This window comes from Streptomyces sp. NPDC034049 (genome assembly GCF_055575575.1).
The window spans coordinates 597354-614741 of the sequence record NZ_JBVISJ010000001.1 but is presented as its reverse complement, the minus strand read 5'-3'; the positions used below and the strand labels follow the sequence as shown (position 1 = coordinate 614741).

At 71.4% G+C, this 17388-nt stretch carries 18 protein-coding genes and 1 riboswitch; of the genes, 10 read left to right on the top strand and 8 right to left on the bottom strand.

Going from position 1 to position 17388, the window contains the following annotated elements; translation table 11 throughout:
- Positions 1-128: 128 nt before the first annotated feature.
- From thiE to ACZ52C_RS02710, 4 genes are all read right to left on the bottom strand, one after another.
- Positions 129-773 (bottom strand): thiamine phosphate synthase, encoded by a 645-nt coding sequence (thiE, locus tag ACZ52C_RS02725; RefSeq protein WP_469073057.1) that lies wholly within the window; start codon positions 771-773, stop codon positions 129-131.
- Between the two features lie 155 nt (positions 774-928).
- A complete protein-coding gene (locus ACZ52C_RS02720) occupies positions 929-1294 on the bottom strand; it encodes an Rv2175c family DNA-binding protein (protein ID WP_190208348.1) in 366 nt (121 codons plus the stop codon).
- 107 nt (positions 1295-1401) lie between these two features.
- The gene (locus ACZ52C_RS02715) at positions 1402-2631 is read right to left on the bottom strand and encodes an NAD(P)/FAD-dependent oxidoreductase (RefSeq protein WP_469073056.1); all 1230 of its coding nucleotides are present in this window, start codon (positions 2629-2631) and stop codon (positions 1402-1404) included.
- Positions 2632-2712: 81 nt separating this feature from the next.
- Positions 2713-3072, bottom strand: coding sequence for an avidin-fold protein (locus ACZ52C_RS02710; RefSeq protein ID WP_469073055.1), 360 nt, complete (start codon positions 3070-3072; stop codon positions 2713-2715).
- Positions 3073-3124: 52 nt separating this feature from the next.
- Positions 3125-3236: riboswitch (TPP riboswitch) on the top strand.
- Here ACZ52C_RS02710 and thiO point away from each other — a divergent pair.
- The 7 genes from thiO (at position 3234) to ACZ52C_RS02675 (ending at position 10182) form a co-directional block, all read left to right on the top strand.
- On the top strand, positions 3234-4409 hold the full coding sequence (gene thiO, locus ACZ52C_RS02705; protein ID WP_469073054.1) for a glycine oxidase ThiO: 1176 nt from the start codon (positions 3234-3236) through the stop codon (positions 4407-4409). Its footprint overlaps the riboswitch before it by 3 nt.
- 14 nt (positions 4410-4423) lie before the next feature.
- Positions 4424-4624 carry a sulfur carrier protein ThiS gene (gene thiS / locus ACZ52C_RS02700; RefSeq protein WP_045555797.1) on the top strand — a complete coding sequence of 67 codons (201 nt, stop codon included), beginning with the start codon at positions 4424-4426 and terminating at the stop codon, positions 4622-4624.
- Between the two features lie 4 nt (positions 4625-4628).
- Positions 4629-5423 (top strand): thiazole synthase, encoded by a 795-nt coding sequence (locus ACZ52C_RS02695; protein ID WP_319100172.1) that lies wholly within the window; start codon positions 4629-4631, stop codon positions 5421-5423.
- 162 nt (positions 5424-5585) lie between these two features.
- Positions 5586-7505, top strand: coding sequence for a Stk1 family PASTA domain-containing Ser/Thr kinase (pknB, locus tag ACZ52C_RS02690; RefSeq protein WP_469073053.1), 1920 nt, complete (start codon positions 5586-5588; stop codon positions 7503-7505).
- 67 nt (positions 7506-7572) lie between these two features.
- On the top strand, positions 7573-8454 hold the full coding sequence (locus tag ACZ52C_RS02685) for a deoxyribonuclease IV (RefSeq protein ID WP_469073052.1): 882 nt from the start codon (positions 7573-7575) through the stop codon (positions 8452-8454).
- Positions 8455-9115: 661 nt separating this feature from the next.
- On the top strand, positions 9116-9364 hold the full coding sequence (locus ACZ52C_RS02680; RefSeq protein ID WP_469073051.1) for a hypothetical protein: 249 nt from the start codon (positions 9116-9118) through the stop codon (positions 9362-9364).
- Positions 9361-10182: a Crp/Fnr family transcriptional regulator gene (locus ACZ52C_RS02675; protein WP_469073050.1), complete on the top strand. Its 822-nt coding sequence runs from the start codon at positions 9361-9363 to the stop codon at positions 10180-10182. Before ACZ52C_RS02680 ends, ACZ52C_RS02675 begins: the two co-directional genes overlap by 4 nt.
- Before the next feature lie 155 nt (positions 10183-10337).
- Here the strand turns inward: ACZ52C_RS02675 and ACZ52C_RS02670 are convergent, their stop codons facing one another.
- The gene (locus ACZ52C_RS02670) at positions 10338-10985 is read right to left on the bottom strand and encodes a sulfite oxidase-like oxidoreductase (protein WP_469073049.1); all 648 of its coding nucleotides are present in this window, start codon (positions 10983-10985) and stop codon (positions 10338-10340) included.
- 174 nt (positions 10986-11159) lie between these two features.
- On the opposite strand from ACZ52C_RS02670, the gene bfr reads away from it, so the two are divergent.
- Positions 11160-11639 carry a bacterioferritin gene (bfr, locus tag ACZ52C_RS02665; RefSeq protein ID WP_469073048.1) on the top strand — a complete coding sequence of 160 codons (480 nt, stop codon included), beginning with the start codon at positions 11160-11162 and terminating at the stop codon, positions 11637-11639.
- A 21-nt stretch (positions 11640-11660) separates the two neighbouring features.
- Here the strand turns inward: bfr and ACZ52C_RS02660 are convergent, their stop codons facing one another.
- The 3 genes from ACZ52C_RS02660 to ACZ52C_RS02650 form a co-directional block, all read right to left on the bottom strand.
- The gene (locus tag ACZ52C_RS02660; protein ID WP_469073047.1) at positions 11661-11885 is read right to left on the bottom strand and encodes a (2Fe-2S)-binding protein; all 225 of its coding nucleotides are present in this window, start codon (positions 11883-11885) and stop codon (positions 11661-11663) included.
- A gap of 172 nt (positions 11886-12057) precedes the next feature.
- On the bottom strand, positions 12058-13407 hold the full coding sequence (locus ACZ52C_RS02655; RefSeq protein WP_060885008.1) for a class II 3-deoxy-7-phosphoheptulonate synthase: 1350 nt from the start codon (positions 13405-13407) through the stop codon (positions 12058-12060).
- Between the two features lie 104 nt (positions 13408-13511).
- Entirely contained in the window at positions 13512-15017 is a 1506-nt protein-coding gene (locus ACZ52C_RS02650) for a hypothetical protein (RefSeq protein ID WP_469073046.1), read from the bottom strand.
- A 107-nt stretch (positions 15018-15124) separates the two neighbouring features.
- Here ACZ52C_RS02650 and ACZ52C_RS02645 point away from each other — a divergent pair, with 107 nt between their 5' ends.
- Together ACZ52C_RS02645 and ACZ52C_RS02640 are read left to right on the top strand one after the other, a co-directional pair.
- Entirely contained in the window at positions 15125-15181 is a 57-nt protein-coding gene (locus ACZ52C_RS02645; protein WP_073735655.1) for a trp operon leader peptide, read from the top strand.
- A 118-nt stretch (positions 15182-15299) separates the two neighbouring features.
- Complete coding sequence (locus tag ACZ52C_RS02640; RefSeq protein ID WP_469073045.1) at positions 15300-17177, top strand: anthranilate synthase family protein; 1878 nt, start codon at positions 15300-15302, stop codon at positions 17175-17177.
- Positions 17178-17388 lie beyond the last annotated feature (211 nt).

The following is a 17388-nucleotide window of genomic DNA, read 5'->3' as shown; positions in this document are numbered from 1 at the left end:
TCCCCCAACCAGAGCAGGTGCTTTTGTCCTCTTTGTCGAGCTGCCGTCCACGCCTTGGACAGCCATGGACAGCCTTGGACAGCCGTCGACCGCCGGAGATTCGGGCGGACGACCGCGGGCGCGACCGGCTAGAGGGCGCGCAGCCGCTCGGTGAACTCCGCCGCGGCGGCTCCCGGGTCGTCGGCCTCGGTGATCGCCCGGACGACGACCACCCGCCGGGCTCCCGCCTCGACGACCTCGTCGAGGTTGCCGAGGTCGATGCCGCCGATGGCGAACCAGGGACGGTCGGTGGCGAGGGCGGCGGTGTGGCGCACGAGGTCCAGGCCGGGGGCGTGGCGGCCGGGCTTGGTGGGGGTGGGCCAGCAGGGGCCCGTGCAGAAGTAGTCCACGCCTTCCTGGACGGCCGCCGCGGCGGCCTCCTCGTCGGCGTGGGTGGAACGGCCGATGAGCACGTCCGGGCCGAGGATCGCGCGGGCGGCGGGGACGGGGAGGTCGCCCTGACCGAGGTGCAGCACGTCCGCGCCGACGGCGTGGGCGACGTCCGCGCGGTCGTTGACGGCGAGCAGCTTGCCGTGGCGGCGGCAGGCGTCAGCGAAGACCTGGAGGTGCTCCAGCTCCTCGGCGGCCTCCATGCCCTTGTCGCGGAGCTGCACGATGTCCACGCCGGCGCCGAGGACCGCGTCCAGGAACCGCGGGAGGTCGCCCTGGCGCCTGCGGGCGTCCGTGCAGAGGTAGAGCCGGGCGTCGGCGAGCTGGGCGGCGGCGTCGGACATGGGTGGGTCCCCCGTGGGCGTGCGTGATCGGTGCGGCGCACGGGGACGCGGCCCTCGCGGGCCCCGGCCCCCGCGCGCCGGACGGGCGGCTCTTCCGCGGAACCTCCGCGGATCTTTCGGGTGTCTCGGTGTCTCGTGTTCTCAGCTGGTTCCGGTCAGACGGCGAGCGCCTGCGCGCGGCGCTTCACCTCCGTGCCGCGATTCTCGCTCAGGGCCTGGGCCGGGGTCCCGGGCAGGCTGGGGTCCGGAGTGAAGAGCCACTCCAGCATCTCTTCGTCGGTGAAGCCGTCGTCCCTCAGCAGGGTCAGGGTGCCGGTCAGGCCCTTGACCACCTTGTCTCCGTCGATGAAGGCGGCGGGGACGTGCAGCGCGCGGTTCTCACCACGGCGTACGGCGATGAGCTGGCCTTCCTTCACCAGCTGCCGCACGCGGGTCACCTCGACGTCCAGCATCTCTGCGATGTCGGGGAGGGTCAGCCACGCGGGGACGAGAGCATCGATCTTTGCGTCAATCTCGGTCACGTCTCCAAGACTGCCATCTGGGACTGACAGTGGGTAGCCGAGGCGCCCAGGGCGGAGCCGACCGAGGGGTGCGCGGAGCGCGTCGGTCGGCCGGCGGACGCGTCCGGCTACGCCGTCGCCGCCTTCAGGGGCCTCGCCGGGTCCTGGAGCAGCAGCGGATCCATCGGCGTGCCCGCCTCGATCAGACGGCGGCCCTGGGCCAGGTCCCGGGGGCGGCCCACCGCCAGCAGCGCGACCAGCCGGGACTCGCGCAGCCAGCACACCGACCAGGCGACGCCGGTCGGGTCGCCGCGCCGGACCGTCGCGTCGGCCGAGGCGTGGTCCCCGGCGTACTGGACGAACCGGCCGAACTGCTCGGACCAGAAGTAGGGCACGGGGTCGTAGGGCGCGGGGGTCTCGCCGACGATGTTCGCGGCGACCGTGCGGGGGCCCTGGAGGGCGTTGTCCCAGTGGTGGACGAGGAGGCGCCGGCCGTACCTGCCGGAGGGGAAGGAGGCACAGTCGCCGACGGCGTAGACGTCCGGCGCGGAGGTGCGCAGATGGTCGTCGGCCACCACCTCGCCGTGGGCGCCCAGCTCGATGCCGGAGCCCTTCAGCCAGGCCGTGGCGGGACGGGCGCCGATGCCGACGACGACCGCGCCGGCCGGGATGCGGGTGCCGTCGTCCAGGACCACCGTCCCGGGCTCGACGCGCTCCACGCGCGCGTGGGTGCGCAGGGTGGTGCCGCTGTCGGCGTACCAGGCGGTCATCGGGGCGGCCACCTCCGCCGGGAGGGCGCCCGCGAGCGGGCGGTCGGCGGCCTCGACGACCGTCACCGCGCAGCCCGCCTCCCGGGCGGCCGTGGCGAACTCGGCGCCGATCCAGCCCGCCCCCACGACCACGATGTCGTGCTGCCGCGCCAGCACGGGCCGCAGCCGCTCGGCGTCGTCCAGGGTCCGCAGCAGATGCACCCCGGGCACGCCCTCGGCGCCCGGCAGCCGGATCGGTTCCGCGCCGGTCGCGACGACGAGGACGTCGTACGGAACGGGTCCGGCGGGCGTGTCCACTTCGTGGTCGGCGGGGCGCAGGCCGGTCACCTCGCGGCCCAGCCGGAGGTCGATGCCGAGCGCCTCGAAGTCGACGTCGAAGGCGGAGCCCTCGGCGTTGCCGAGCAGGACGGCCTTGGAGAGCGGAGGGCGGTCGTACGGCTGGTGCGGCTCGGCGCCGAGCAGGATCACGTCGCCGGTGAAGCCCTGTTCCCGCAGGGCGACCGCCGTCTGCACGCCCGCCATGCCCGCGCCCACGACGACCACGCGCCGCGCCGGTGATCCGCCCCGCTGCTGCGTCTGCTCGCTCACCCGATCACCATAGACAACTGATATTCGGTCAGTCAGGGGGTGGGGGCCCGGTCGTCCGACGGAGGGCCCGGTGGCCGCCCCTCAGCGGGCGCGGTCCACCGTCCCCTCGACCTGCTCGACCACGCTCGTCCCGCTGCCGGGCCCGGACTCCCACTCCCAGGTCTCCTCCAGCCGGACGCGCCCGTCGGAGAGTTCGACCACGAGGGACACGCAGTGCCCGGAGGCGGTGGTCCCGTCGGTCTTCGCCTGCACGTAGCGGAAGTCCAGCCGGTCCCCCGCGCGCGTGCCCACGAGCCGTCCCCGCACGACGTCCCCGCCCGCGTACTCGGCCCAGATCTCACCGTTCTCCTCGTGGTACGTGAACCGGGTGCGGGTGCCCACCTGACCTGGGGCTTGGTCGGCGACGGGGGCGAGGACGAGACCGTCGAGCGAGCGGGCCATGAGCACGGGCTCCCTTACTGAGGCGATCGGCGGGGGCTAGGGTGGGCCACCGTAGAGCACTCGCGGGAGCCCGGACGCACCGGGCTGAGAGGGAGGCTGGCGGCCTCCGACCGTACGAACCTGATCCGGGTCATGCCGGCGAAGGGAGGGGCTGGACGCCCATGTCGCGTACGCACACGTCAGACGTCCTCGTCGTGGGGGGCGGCATCATCGGCCTCGTCACGGCGTGGCGGTCCGCGCGGCGCGGGTTCGCCACGGCCGTGGTCGATCCCGAACCCGGCGGCGGGGCCGCGCGGGTGGCGGCCGGGATGCTCGCCGCCGTGACCGAACTGCACTACGGCGAGGAGACGCTGCTCGGGCTCAACCTGGAGTCCGCGCGCCGCTACCCGGACTTCGCGGCCGAGTTGACGGAGGCCACCGGCCTCGACCTCGGCTACCGCCGCTGCGGCACGCTCGCCGTGGCGCTCGACGCCGACGACCGCGCCCACCTGCGTGAACTGCACGCCCTGCAACAGCGGTCGGGCCTCGACTCGGAGTGGCTGAGCGGACGGGAGTGCCGTCGCCTTGAGCCGATGCTCGCGCCGGGCGTGCGCGGCGGACTGCGGGTCGACGGGGACCACCAGATCGACCCGAGGCGGCTCTCCGCGGCCCTGGTCGCGGCCTGCGAACGCGCCGGGGTGGTGTTCCACCGGGCCTGGGCCGAGGAACTGTCGGTGGCCCGGGAGCGCGCCACCGGCGTCCGGACGAGCGACGGCGAGCGGCTGGACGCCGGGAGCACCGTCCTCGCCGGGGGCAGCCTCAGCGGGCGGCTCGCGGGGGTCCCGGCCGAGGTGCGGCCGCCGGTGCGGCCGGTGAAGGGGCAGGTGCTGCGGCTGACCGTGCCGAAGCTCTACGCGCCCTTCCTGAGCCGTACCGTGCGGGCCGTGGTGCGCGGCAGCCAGGTCTATCTGGTGCCGCGCGAGAACGGCGAACTCGTCGTCGGCGCGACCAGCGAGGAACAGGGCTGGGACACGACGGTCACCGCGGGCGGGGTGTACGAACTGCTCCGGGACGCCCACGAACTCGTCCCCGGCATCACCGAACTGCCGCTCACCGAGACCCGCGCGGGACTGCGCCCCGCCTCCCCCGACAACGCCCCGCTGCTCGGCCCCAGCGGGCTGGACGGCCTGCTCCTCGCGACCGGCCACTACCGCAACGGGGTGCTCCTCACTCCGGTCACCGGCGACATCCTGGCCGAGGTGCTGGCCACCGGTGAACTGCCGGCGGAGGCACGCGACTTCACCCCCCTGCGGTTCCGCGCCGGCGCGGCCCGCGCACTTCTGGAGCAGCCCGTATGACCACCACCGGGACCCTGACCGTGTCCGTCAACGGGGAGCCGCGGCAGATCGCCCCCGGCACCGCCCTCGACGCGCTCGTGCGGACGCTCACGCCGTCCGTCTCGGGCGTCGCCGCCGCCCTCAACGAAACCGTCGTCCCGCGCGCGCGGTGGACGACCACCGCCCTCGCCGAAGGGGACCGTGTCGAGGTCCTCACCGCCGTCCAAGGAGGCTGATCCCATGGCAGACGACCCCTTCGTCCTCGGCGGCACGACGTACGCGTCCCGCCTGATCATGGGCACCGGCGGCGCGAGCGGCCTGGACGTCCTGGAGCGCGCGCTGGTGGCCTCCGGCACGGAGCTGACCACGGTCGCGATGCGCCGGGTCGACGCGGCCACGCAGGGCTCGGTCCTGTCCGTGCTCGAACGGCTCGGCATCCGGGTGCTGCCCAACACGGCCGGCTGCTTCACGGCGGGCGAGGCCGTGCTGACGGCCCGCCTCGCGCGCGAGGCGCTCGGCACGTCGCTGGTCAAGCTGGAGGTCATCGCCGACGAGCGCACCCTGCTGCCCGACCCGATCGAACTGCTCGACGCCGCCGAGACGCTCGTCGACGACGGTTTCACGGTGCTGCCGTACACGAACGACGATCCCGTGCTGGCGCGCAAGCTCCAGGACGTCGGCTGTGCCGCGATCATGCCGCTGGGGTCGCCCATCGGCTCCGGCCTCGGCATCCGCAACCCGCACAACTTCCAGCTGATCGTCGAGCACGCGCGCGTGCCGGTGATCCTGGACGCGGGTGCCGGGACGGCGTCGGACGTGGCGCTCGCGATGGAGCTGGGGTGCGCCGGAGTCATGCTCGCCTCCGCCGTGACCCGGGCGCAGGAGCCCGTCCTGATGGCCGAGGGCATGCGGCACGCGGTGGAGGCGGGACGGCTGGCGTTCCGGGCGGGCCGCATCCCCCGCCGTCACTTCGCCGAGGCCTCCTCGCCCGGCGAGGGGCTGGCGCGGCTGGATCCGGAGCGCCCGGCGTTCTGAGGCGGAGCTCACGCCCCCCACCCCTCGCCCGAACAGCCGAACGAGTGCGGTCGGAGACCCGCTCGTCACAGCCCTCCCGGCTCGGTCACAGCTCTGCTGCAGTACGTCTTGCGGACCACCGGGCCCCTGGGCCTGTCGGCGGCGGCTCGTACACTCACCTGCGTGGACACGACCCTTCAGGACCCGCTTGTCGGCCAGGTGCTCGACGGCCGGTATCGAGTCGAGGCGCGGATCGCGGTCGGCGGGATGGCCACGGTCTACCGGACCGTGGACACCCGCCTCGACCGCGTGCTCGCGCTCAAGGTGATGCATCCGACGCTGGCCGCGGACCGGACGTTCGTCGAGCGGTTCATCCGGGAGGCGAAGTCGGTGGCCCGGCTCTCCCACCCGAACGTGGTGGGGGTCTACGACCAGGGCACCGACGGCTCGTACGTCTACCTCGCGATGGAGTACGTCGCCGGCTGCACCCTGCGTGACGTGCTGCGCGAGCGGGGGGCGCTCCAGCCCCGTGCCGCGCTGGACATCCTGGAGCCGGTGCTCGCCGCGCTGGGCGCCGCGCACCGCGCCGGGTTCGTGCACCGGGACATGAAGCCGGAGAACGTGCTGATAGGGGACGACGGCCGGGTGAAGGTCGCCGACTTCGGGCTCGTCCGGGCCGTGGACACCGTCACCAGCACCACCGGCAGTGTCCTCGGCACCGTCTCCTACCTCGCCCCCGAGCAGCTGGAGCACGGCACGACCGACACCCGCGTCGACGTGTACGCGTGCGGCGTGATGCTCTACGAGATGCTCACCGGCGGCAAGCCGCACGCCGGCGACTCCCCCGCGCAGGTGCTCTACCACGCGCTCCACGACGACGTGCCGCCGCCGTCGGCCGCGGTGCCGGGGCTGCCCTACGAGCTGGACGAGCTGGTCGCCTCGGCGACCGCCCGCGATCCGGAGCTGCGGCCCTACGACGCCGTGACACTTCTCGCGCAGACCCGTCTGGCGCGGGCGGCGCTGAGCGACGCGCAGTTGGACGTGATGCCGCCGCAGGCGATAGCCGACGGCCACGACAGCGCGGAGGACCGGACGAGCGTGATCCCGCGCTCCCTGTCCGTGTCGCGGTCGGTGGGACTCGATCCCGACGACCGGTTGCACCGCACGAGCCGGTTCGAGTCGCCTCCGCCGCCGCCCCGGGGCGCCCGCACCTCCCCCGCGCCCCGGCGCGGGCTGTGGGCGGTCGTCGTCGCCGTGGTGCTCGTGCTGGGCGTGGGCGGGGGTGTCTGGTACATCAACTCGGGCCAGTTCACGCAGGTCCCGGCCGTGTTGCAGCAGAGCGAGGCGGACGCCACGAAGCGGCTGGAGGGTGCCGGGCTGGACGTCGACATCGAGCAGGCGTTCAGTGACACCGTCGAGCGCGGCAGGGTGATCGGCACCGACCCGGCGCCCGGCGAGCGGATCCGCGACAACGACACCGTGACGGTGACGGTCTCCAAGGGCCCGCAGACCGTGAAGGTGCCGGATCTGAAGGGCACCCCGCTGGACGCCGCGAAGACCCGGCTGAAGGACGACGGGCTCGAACCGGGCGTGGTGACACGGGAGTTCAGCGACGAGGTCGCCCGGGGACAGGTGATCGGCACCCGGCCGGGCGCGGGCACCGAGATCTCGTCCGGCGCGGCGGTCAGGATCGTGGTCAGCCGGGGTGCCCCGGTGGAGGTGCCCGAGGTGTCGGGTGCGTCGGTCGCGGACGCCCGGGCCCAGCTGGAGGAGGCGGGGCTGAAGGTGAAGATCGCCCCCGGCCGGGTCAACTCCGAGTTCGACAAGGGGCTCGTGGCCGAGCAGGCTCCGGGCGCCGGCAAGCAGGTCGGCCAGGGCGACACCGTCACCCTGACTCTCTCCAAGGGGCCCGTGATGGTCGAGGTCCCCGACGTCGTGGGCGACAGCGTCGACGACGCGACCCGGCAGCTGAAGGACGCCGGTTTCGAGGTCGAGGAGGACCGGGGCATCCTCGGGCTCTTCGGCGACGAGGTCAGGAGCCAGTCGGTGGACGGCGGGGACACGGCGCCCAAGGGCTCGACCATCACCATCGAGATCCGCTGACGGGACGGCCCGGCCGTCGCCTCGAACCGGCGGCCGGGCACCGCGGGCCGCATGACACCCTGGTCCGGTGAGCACTCAGCAGTCCCCCGCCCTCCCCCGCAACCCCGTCGGCGGTCATGTCCCCGTCGCCGGGGGCCTGAACTCCGTCGGGCTGACGTACGCCCGCGATCTGAGGGCCGAGACCGTCCAGGTCTTCGTCGCCAATCCGCGCGGCTGGGCCACCCCGGCCGGCAATCCCCGGCAGGACGAGGCGTTCCGCGCGGCCTGCGCCGAGGAGTCGATCCCCGCGTACGTCCACGCGCCGTACCTGATCAACTTCGGTTCGCACACCGAGGCGACGGCCGAGCGGTCCGTGGAGTCGATGCGGCACTCGCTGCGCCGGGGCCGGGAGATCGGCGCGCTCGGGGTGGTCGTGCACACGGGGAGCGCGACCGGCGGGCGGGACCGGTCGGTGGCGCTCAAGCAGGTACGGGAGTATCTGCTGCCGCTGCTGGACGAGTTGACCCATGACGACGACCCGTATCTGCTGCTGGAGTCGACGGCCGGCCAGGGGGCCTCGCTGTGCTCGCGCACCTGGGACTTCGGGCCGTACTTCGAGGCGCTGGACGCCCATCCGAAGCTGGGCGTCTGCCTGGACACCTGCCACATCTTCGCGGCCGGCCACGATCTGACCGGCCCGGACGGTATGCACCGGACGCTGGACCTGCTGGTGGACACCGTCGGCGAGGGCCGGCTGAAGCTGATCCACGCCAACGACTCCAAGGACGTGGTCGGCGCCCACAAGGACCGCCACGAGAACATCGGCTCCGGGCACATCGGCGAGGACCCCTTCCGCGCCCTGATGACCCACCCCGCCACGGAGGGCGTCCCGCTGATCATCGAGACCCCCGGCGGCAAGGAGGGCCACGCGGCGGACGTGGAACGCCTGAAGAAGCTCAGGGACGGCTGACGCCAGCACGGCCCGAGCGCCCCGCGGAACGACCAGCACCGGGTGGCCGACGTGCCGTCAGAGGCCGTGCAGAGAACGGCAGTCCCACGGTGTGACGCTTGTCTCCTGTACGTGCCGTGCCCAAGGATTCCACTGCCGTCACCAGCCCGGGAAGGGCGCAACCGGGAGTGACCAGCGCGCCCCGGCCATACTCACCCCATAAATAGGGAAAGCGACGGACCGCCCTTTTTGACAGGGACATCACCGCACTGTGTGACCAGGCGAACGCCGTGAGCGACCTGCCGCATCCACAGTCCGGGCGGTGTCGGGGCGGCCCCTGGGGTACCACCCCCCGGGGCCACTGCCCGACAGCTTCTGTTGGACCGGCCAGGCTCAACGTCAGCACGGTCAATGTAACCAGCTGGCCCTCAAGGCCATTCCCCAGAAGTAGGGAGTTACCGAAGAGTAAGAGTAGAACCCCTTCCGTTTGGGGATTTTCAGGCGTCCGGTTATCCAGGACGGCAATGCTGCCGTTTTGTCGACATACGAGATCTCGGGCAGTCCGATGGGTGAGATATCGTCTTTGGCTACCGGAAGACCGTGAATTTTCTTCGGACCACCGATCCGGATCACGTCTTCCTACACCTGGACCGGCCACGCTTCGTAAATGGAGTAGCAACGAATGTCAGAGTTCCTGATCGCCGCCGTCGTGATCTTTCTGATCATGTCGGCGACGGTCGCCTTCACCGTCAAAGTCCTGTCGTCGACACCGGCGCGCATCGGGGTGGTGATCACCGCGTTCGCGAGCCTGGTGATCGCCTTCCCGCCGCTCCTTCGTGCCCTGGACACGCAGGCTCCCGTCACCTCCCCGCCGGCCGTCGAGCATCCGAGCCCGCAGTCCGGCGCCACAGGGAAGGCGGGCACGCAATGACCTTCTGGAAGAAGGACGAGCCCATCCAGATCGGATCGTCCTTCTACAACGTGGACGTCACGACCGGCCGTATCGACCGGGAGGAGACGCCCAGCCGCCTGGGCACGGTCTTCGAGCGCAACCCCTTCCTGCGCAAGCTCCCCAAGGAGACCCGCCTCAACTTCCTGGAGGAGACGAGCGGTTCGGCCGGCTCGCGGACCTACCCGCGCGGCCATGAGCTGCGAGGGCCGAACATAGGCACCTCGGTGCACATCGTGCTGACCGGATGTGTGCTGGAGCGGACCCAGATAGGCCAGTCGTCCACGGTGCGCTTCCTCGGGGCCGGGGCCATGGTCGGATCCGTCGAGGTCTTCGACGACCACGTGCCCCCGCCGACGGCGAGGTGCATCACCAAGACGTGGACACTCGCTGTCCCGTTGGACAGGATGCGGACCCTGGCCGAGAGCAACTCCAACCTGATGAAGGCGATCGGCAGCTCCGTCGTGGACCGCATGGAGGCCGCCGAGCGCATCTACAACCGGCACGGCCTGAAGCCCGAACAGCGCCTGTGCGGGCTCTTGGGGCACCTGCTCATGCACTGCGCGGTGCCGGGCAAGGAGTACGACTTCATGGTCGAGGGGCCCACCCAGACCGACCTAGCGGATGCGCTCTGCCTCAGCATCGGCTCGGTCGAGGCCGCGCTGACGCAGCTGCGCAGGAGCAAAACCGTGGTGACGGGCTACCGCTCCTACGAATTCCCCTCCGTGCGTCGACTGCTCGAGACGAGCGAGCTCCAGTTCCCGCAGGGAAGCCTCGCCCGCACTCTCGCATCCATTTAGACAATCGGAATCCGCAGAACCGGATAGCGCCTGCCGTGAGCATCATTCACGGCAGGCGCGCTTTTCTTGTTACGCGTGGTACGGATGGTACGGGCAATTTCCGTCCGTCCCACCTCACCGTTATCGCACGTTGAATTGTTTCACGCGTGCCTCAATCAGAGCTCGGGCCCGTCCCCCGGCCCCTCCTGGTAGGAGTAGCGCTGTTCCTGCCAGGGGTCGCCGATGTTGTGGTAGCCGCGTTCCTCCCAGAAGCCGCGGCGGTCGGCGGTCATGTACTCGATGCCGCGGACCCATTTGGGGCCCTTCCAGGCATAGAGGCGGGGGACGACGAGACGGACCGGGAAGCCGTGCTCGGCGGTGAGGAGTTCGCCGTCCTTGTGGGTGGCGAAGATCGTGCGGTCGTCGGCGAAGTCGGCGAGGCGGAGGTTGGAGCTGAAGCCGTACTCCGCCCACACCATCACATGGGTGACCTCGGCGGCGGGCGGCGCGGTGTCCAGGATCGTACGGGCCGGGATGCCGCCCCATTCGGCGCCGACCATGCTGAACTTCGTCACGCAGTGCAGGTCGGCCACGACCGAGGCGTACGGCAGGGCGGTGAACTCCTCGTGGTTCCAGGAGTGCTTCTCGCCGTCGGCGGTGGCGCCGAAGACCCGGAAGTCCCAGCGCTCCGGTCGGAACTTGGGGACGGGCCCGTAGTGGGTGACCGGCCAGCCGCGCTGGAGCCGCTGTCCCGGCGGAAGCTGCGACGACGCCGCGTTCTCAGATGCGCGATCTCCTGATTCGCGTTCCACCGGCTGACCCATGACTCCATCCTGACAGACCTCGGGTGGTGCACATGACCAGGGCCCACCCGATCCGGACATTTAGAACTAAGGCTGCACTTACTTACTAAGCTTGCACTTACTGGACGATCTTCGGTGGCGGTGCAATCATCGCGGCGCAACCTCCCAGTTCCCCGCTTGGAAGGAGCCTCTGCGATGCAGGGCGACCCCGAGGTCATCGAATTCCTCAACGAGCAGCTGACCGCGGAGCTCACCGCGATCAACCAGTACTTCCTGCACGCCAAGATGCAGGAGAACTTCGGCTGGACGAAGCTCGCGAAGTACACACGTCACGAGTCGTTCGACGAGATGAAGCACGCGGAGGTGCTCACCGACCGGATCCTGTTCCTGGACGGGCTGCCGAACTACCAGCGGCTGTTCCACGTCCGGGTGGGCCAGACGGTCAAGGAGATGTTCGAGGCCGACCGGATGATCGAGGTCGAGGCGATCGACCGCCTCAAGCGCGGCATCGAGGTCATGCGCAACAAGGGCGACATCACCTCGGCGAACATCTTCGAGTCGATCCTCGAGGACGAGGAGCACCACATCGACTACCTCGACACCCAGCTGGAACTGCTGGAGAAGCTCGGCGAGGCGCTCTACATCGCGCAGCTGATCGAACAGCCCGAGAGCTGAGTCAGACCGCCGCTTCCCGGGTCAGGCCGCTTCCTCGAGCTCGGTGAAGACCGACTCTCCCTGGTCGGCCGTCTCGCGGCGCGGGCACGCGCCCCGGCCGAGGATCGCCTGGATCCGCCGGACGCACGAACCGCAGTCGGTGCCCGCCTTGCAGGCCGACGCGATCTGGCGAGGGGTGCAGGCACCGTCCGCCGCATGCTTCTTGACCTGCTGCTCGGTGACGCCGAAGCAACTGCAGACGAACACGCGGTTCACCTCCCGCCGGGAACGAATGGGGGCGCCGTCCCGATGATCGGTGAGGCTAACCTAACCTTACCCGGCAGGCAGGAACCGCAAAAGTGGAGTGGGGCGCGGATCGTATGTGATCCGCGCCCCACGTCATGCGCCGGTGACAGGCGCACTCCCTGTTGATCTTTTACTAGTCCCGGTACAGCTCCGCGACCAGGAACGCCAGGTCCAGCGACTGGCTTCGGTTGAGCCGGGGGTCGCACGCGGTCTCGTAGCGCTGGTGCAGGTCGTCGACGAAGATCTCGTCGCCGCCGCCCACGCACTCGGTGACGTCGTCACCGGTGAGCTCGACGTGGATGCCGCCCGGGTGGGTGCCGAGGCCCTTGTGGACCTCGAAGAAGCCCTTGACCTCGTCGAGCACGTCGTCGAAGCGGCGGGTCTTGTGGCCGGAGGCCGCCTCGAAGGTGTTGCCGTGCATCGGGTCGGTCACCCAGGCCACGGTCGCGCCGGAGGCGGTGACCTTCTCGACCAGCTCGGGCAGCTTGTCGCGGACCTTGTCCGCGCCCATGCGCACGATGAAGGTGAGACGGCCGGGCTCGCGGTCCGGGTCGAGGCGCTCGATGTACTGCAACGCCTCCTCCGCCGTGGTCGTCGGGCCGAGCTTGATCCCGATCGGGTTGCGGATCTTCGAGGCGAACTCGATGTGCGCGTGGTCCAGCTGCCGGGTGCGCTCGCCGATCCACACCATGTGCGCCGAGACGTCGTAGAGCCGGCCCGTGCGCGAGTCCACGCGGGTGAGCGCCGACTCGTAGTCGAGCAGCAGCGCCTCGTGCGAGGAGAAGAACTCGACGGTGCGGAACTCCTCCGGGTCGGCCCCGCAGGCGTGCATGAAGTTCAGCGCGTTGTCGATCTCTCGGGCGAGCTGCTCGTAGCGCTGGCCGGACGGGGACGACTTCACGAAGTCCTGGTTCCAGGCGTGCACCTGGCGCAGGTCGGCGTAGCCGCCGGTGGTGAAGGCGCGCACCAGGTTGAGCGTGGACGCGGAGGCGTTGTACATCCGCTTCAGGCGCTCGGGGTCCGGGATGCGGGCGGCCTCGTTGAAGTCGAAGCCGTTGACCGAGTCGCCGCGGTACGTCGGCAGGGTCACGCCGTCGCGGGTCTCGGTGCCCTTGGAGCGGGGCTTGGAGTACTGCCCGGCGATCCGGCCGACCTTCACGACCGGCACGGAGGCCGCGTACGTGAGGACCGCGCCCATCTGGAGCAGCGTCTTGAGCTTGTTGCGGATGTGGTCGGCCGAGACGGCGTCGAAGGCCTCGGCGCAGTCGCCGCCCTGGAGGAGGAACGCCTCTCCCTTGGCGACGGACGCCATCCGGGCGCGCAGCTGGTCGCACTCGCCCGCGAAGACGAGCGGCGGATACGACTCGAGCTCCGCAACGACTGCGCGCAGAGCCTCGGTGTCGGGGTACTCGGGCTGCTGCGCCGCGGGCAGGTCTCGCCAGGTGTTGCCAGCGCTCGCGCTGGACTTAGCGTTCACGGTCACGACGTCCACATTACGGGGTCATGTCGGGCGTCCATCCCCTTGCTCATCAAGTGAGACGGACCCCGCTCGATCTGAGCGGGGTCCGCGGGGTGCCCCGGGCTGCCTCAGTGGAGGTCCATGACCGCCGGGTCGTCGAAGCCGACGGCGAAGACCGTGCGCAGGGAGAGGTTGGCCTCGCCCTGGTAGCCGTCGCAGGCGTTGCGCCGCTCGTCGGCCTCCTCGACGGCCGTGAACTCGTCGGGGAAGCTCGCCCGCAGGGCGGTGCCGGCGCAGATGTGCTCCGTGAGCCCCCACAGCTCGTCCACGCGTGTCGTGCCGAGCCTCGGCCAGTGGCTCAGCGCCTGCGGGGTGCCGACCGCCCAGTTGCCGCTCGCGTGGGGCCGGCCGTCGACCGTGACGTTGCAGGCCGTCGGGGCGCGGGTGTCGCCGGCCCAGGTACGGGAGAACACGGCGGGCTGGAGGGCGCAGCCCTTGTGGAAGGCGAAGTTCAGCAGCCCGCTGTCGTCGGTCCAGGTCATGCCGCCCTGCAGCCCGACGTAGCGGGTCGCCGCGTACGCGTCCTGGATCACCGTTCTGCCGCCGGACATGTTCAGCAGGCCCGGATAGGCCGAGGCGCTGGTCGGATTGAGCTGGTAGCGCACGATCCGGGCGCCCGCGGCGCCGCCGTACCACTCGCCGGCGACCAGCTTGTACGGGGTGCCGCCGGTCTTGTCGAGGGAGAGCCAGGAGTAGCAGAGCGAGTCGGGGTCGGGGGTCCCGTCGACGGCGTCGTTGTCGCAGCCGCCGGAGGGCGGCGGGGAGGCCTGCCGGTAGTAGTGGGTCTGCGGCAGGACGTACGGGAGGCCGCAGGCGCTCGACCGGCCGGTGACGCCGTCGACGCCGTACGTGTTGAGCCCGGAACCGTAGGTGTCGACCTTGCTCAGCTTGTTGACGTCGAAGACGCGGATGCCGCCGGTGGTGTCGGTGACGTAGAGGTGGTTGGCGTACCAGACGACGCCGCCGCCGTGGCCGGTGACGTACTTGAAGTTCTGGCCGCCGGAGGTCGGCTCGACGAGCAGGACGTGACGGTACCTGAGTGTGTCGCGGTCGATGAAGGAGAGCCTGAGCAGGTTGTTGGTGCGGCACCTGTCGTTCGCCTCGACCGTGCCCGCCGGGTCGGTCCGGAAGGTCTGGTAGTGCCAGGCGACCGCCGTGACGCTCCTGCCCTGGATCGCGCCGTCGGCCCCGTCGGCGGTGCCGGTGGTGCTCATGCCCTGGGGCCACCAGCGGGGGGTGGTGTCGTCGCCGAGCGCCGAGGACCAGCACCAGGCGATCCTCCGGTCCACCGGCGGCAGCGCCTTGGTCTCGTCGCCGGCGCAGGCACGCATCGAGCCCAGGTTCATGCCGGGGTCGGGCGTCCCCGCCGAGTCGGTCGTGTACTCGGTGGTGACGACGTCGTCGAGGTCGGCGTCGGCCAGCCGGCCCGCGAGGGTGGTGGCGGCGGTCGCGGTGCTCGTGTCGGTCATCCTGAACAGGTCACCGGCGAGCGCCAGTCGGGTCGTGGTCGGCTCCTCCGCGGCCGTCGCGGGTTGTCCGGTCAGCCCGGCGAGCAGGGCGGCAGTCGCCGCCACGAGGGCCAGGGGTCGCGTTCTCCGTATGTGTGGCACGCGTGATCCTAAGCCGCACGCCAGGTGTCGATCATGTGAGTTTCCGGGGTTTCTCCGGTAGGGTGCGGCGCATGTTCGCGCACTCGACCCGTAACTGGTGGTGGACCGCTCATCCGGCGGCCCACTGACTGCGCGTACGCAAGACTTCGCGAAGGCCGCCCGAGGGGCGGCCTTCGGTGTTTCCAGGGCCGGGCCGTTCCTCTCCGATCACCGCGACGACCGTGATCCCCCAGGGAAGAGGAACCCATGGACCTGACCCGGCTCCTGTCCGACGACCGCCCGTTCGCGCTGGTGCGGCGCCGCACCCCCGGTCTCCACGACCACGACACCGTGGAACTGCTGATCGGCCCGGTGACGACGTACGAACGGCTCGCCGACCTCCCCGACGAGGGGCTGGCGCTCGTCCCGTTCCGGCAGATCCGCGAACGCGGCTTCGACGTCCGCGACGACGGGACGCCCCTGTCGGTGCTGGTACCCGAGGAGTCGTACGCGCTGCCGCTGGAGCGGGCCCTCGCGGAGCTGCCCGCGCACGACGTCCGGGTCGAGGGCGGTGGCTTCGACGTGGGCGACGAGGAGTACGCGGAGATCGTCGGCCGGGTGCTGCGCGAGGAGATCGGGCGGGGCGAGGGCGCCAACTTCGTGATCCGGCGGACCTACGAGGGCACGGTTCCCGGCTTCGGCCGCGCCGACGCGCTCGCGCTGTTCCGGCGGCTGCTGGAGGGCGAGCGGGGGGCGTACTGGACGTTCGTGGTGTGCACCGGGGAGCGCACGCTGGTCGGTGCCAGCCCCGAGGTGCATGTGCGGATGTCCGGCGGGACGGTCGTGATGAACCCGATCAGCGGGACGTACCGCTATCCGGCCGAGGGCCCGACCCCGGAGGATCTGCTGGCCTTCCTCGGCGACGGCAAGGAGATCGAGGAGCTGTCGATGGTCGTCGACGAGGAGCTCAAGATGATGTGCACGGTCGGCGACATGGGCGGGGTCGTGGTCGGGCCCCGGCTGAAGGAGATGGCGCACCTGGCGCACACCGAGTACGAGCTGCGCGGGCGGTCCTCGCTGGACGTGCGGGAGGTGCTGAAGGAGACGATGTTCGCCGCGACGGTCACCGGGTCGCCGGTGCAGAACGCGTGCCGGGTGATCGAGCGGTACGAGCCGCTCGGGCGGGACGGTGTCGCACGCGGTTACTACGCCGGGGCGCTGGCGCTGCTGGGGCGGGACGCGGGCGGTGCGCAGACCCTGGACTCGCCGATCCTGATCCGTACGGCCGACATCGCGGCGGACGGGCGGCTGAAGGTGCCGGTGGGGGCCACGCTCGTCCGGGGGTCGGACCCCGCGAGCGAGGTCGCCGAGACCCATGCGAAGGCGGCGGGGGTCCTGGCGGCGCTGGGGGTGCGGCCCGGGCGCCCGGAGCGGGAGCGGGTCCGGCCGGGGCTGGCCGAGGATCCGCGGGTGCGGGCCGCGCTGGACGGGCGACGGGCCTCGCTGGCGCCGTTCTGGCTGCGGATGCGGGAGCGGACGGGCGAGCTGACCGGGCACGCGCTCGTGGTCGACGCCGAGGACACCTTCACGGCGATGCTCGCGCATCTGCTGCGGTCGTCGGGGCTGGAGGTGACGGTACGGCGGTACGACGAGCCCGGGTTGCGGGAGGGGGTGCTCGCGCACGAGGGCGTGGTGGTGCTGGGGCCCGGGCCGGGGGATCCGTCGGACGGGGACGATCCCCGGATGGGGTTCCTGCGGTCGCTGACCGCCGAGGTGCTGCGGGGGCACCGGTACGGGGTGCTCGGGGTGTGTCTCGGGCACGAGCTGATCGCGGCGGAGCTGGGGCTGCCGATCGTGCGGAAGGTGGTGCCGTACCAGGGGGCGCAGACGGAGATCGATCTGTTCGGGCGGCCCGAGACCGTGGGCTTCTACAACAGCTTCGTGGCCCGGTGCGACGACGCGACGGCCGGGGGGCTGGCGGAGCGGGGGGTGGAAGTCAGCCGCAGTGGGAGCGGTGAGGTGCACGCGCTGCGCGGCCCCGGGTTCGCGGGGGTGCAGTTCCATCCGGAGTCGGTGCTGACGTTGGACGGGGTGAGTGTGGTGGGTGAGCTGGTGGCGGGGGTTCAGTCTCTGCGGGCGGTTTAGGGGCCCGGGGGTCGGTGGGGCTCGGGGTGCGTGGTCGGGTGCGGGTGGGTGGGGGCTGGTCGCGCAGTTCCCCGCGCCCCTTTCGGGCCTCCGGCCCTCAGACGAAGAGCACGGGGGCGCAGCCCCTGCTTCTCAGGGGCTGCGGGAAACTGCGCGAGAAGCCCCGCCGGGCCCGCACCCGACCACGCGCCCACCCGGCCCCACCCATCGG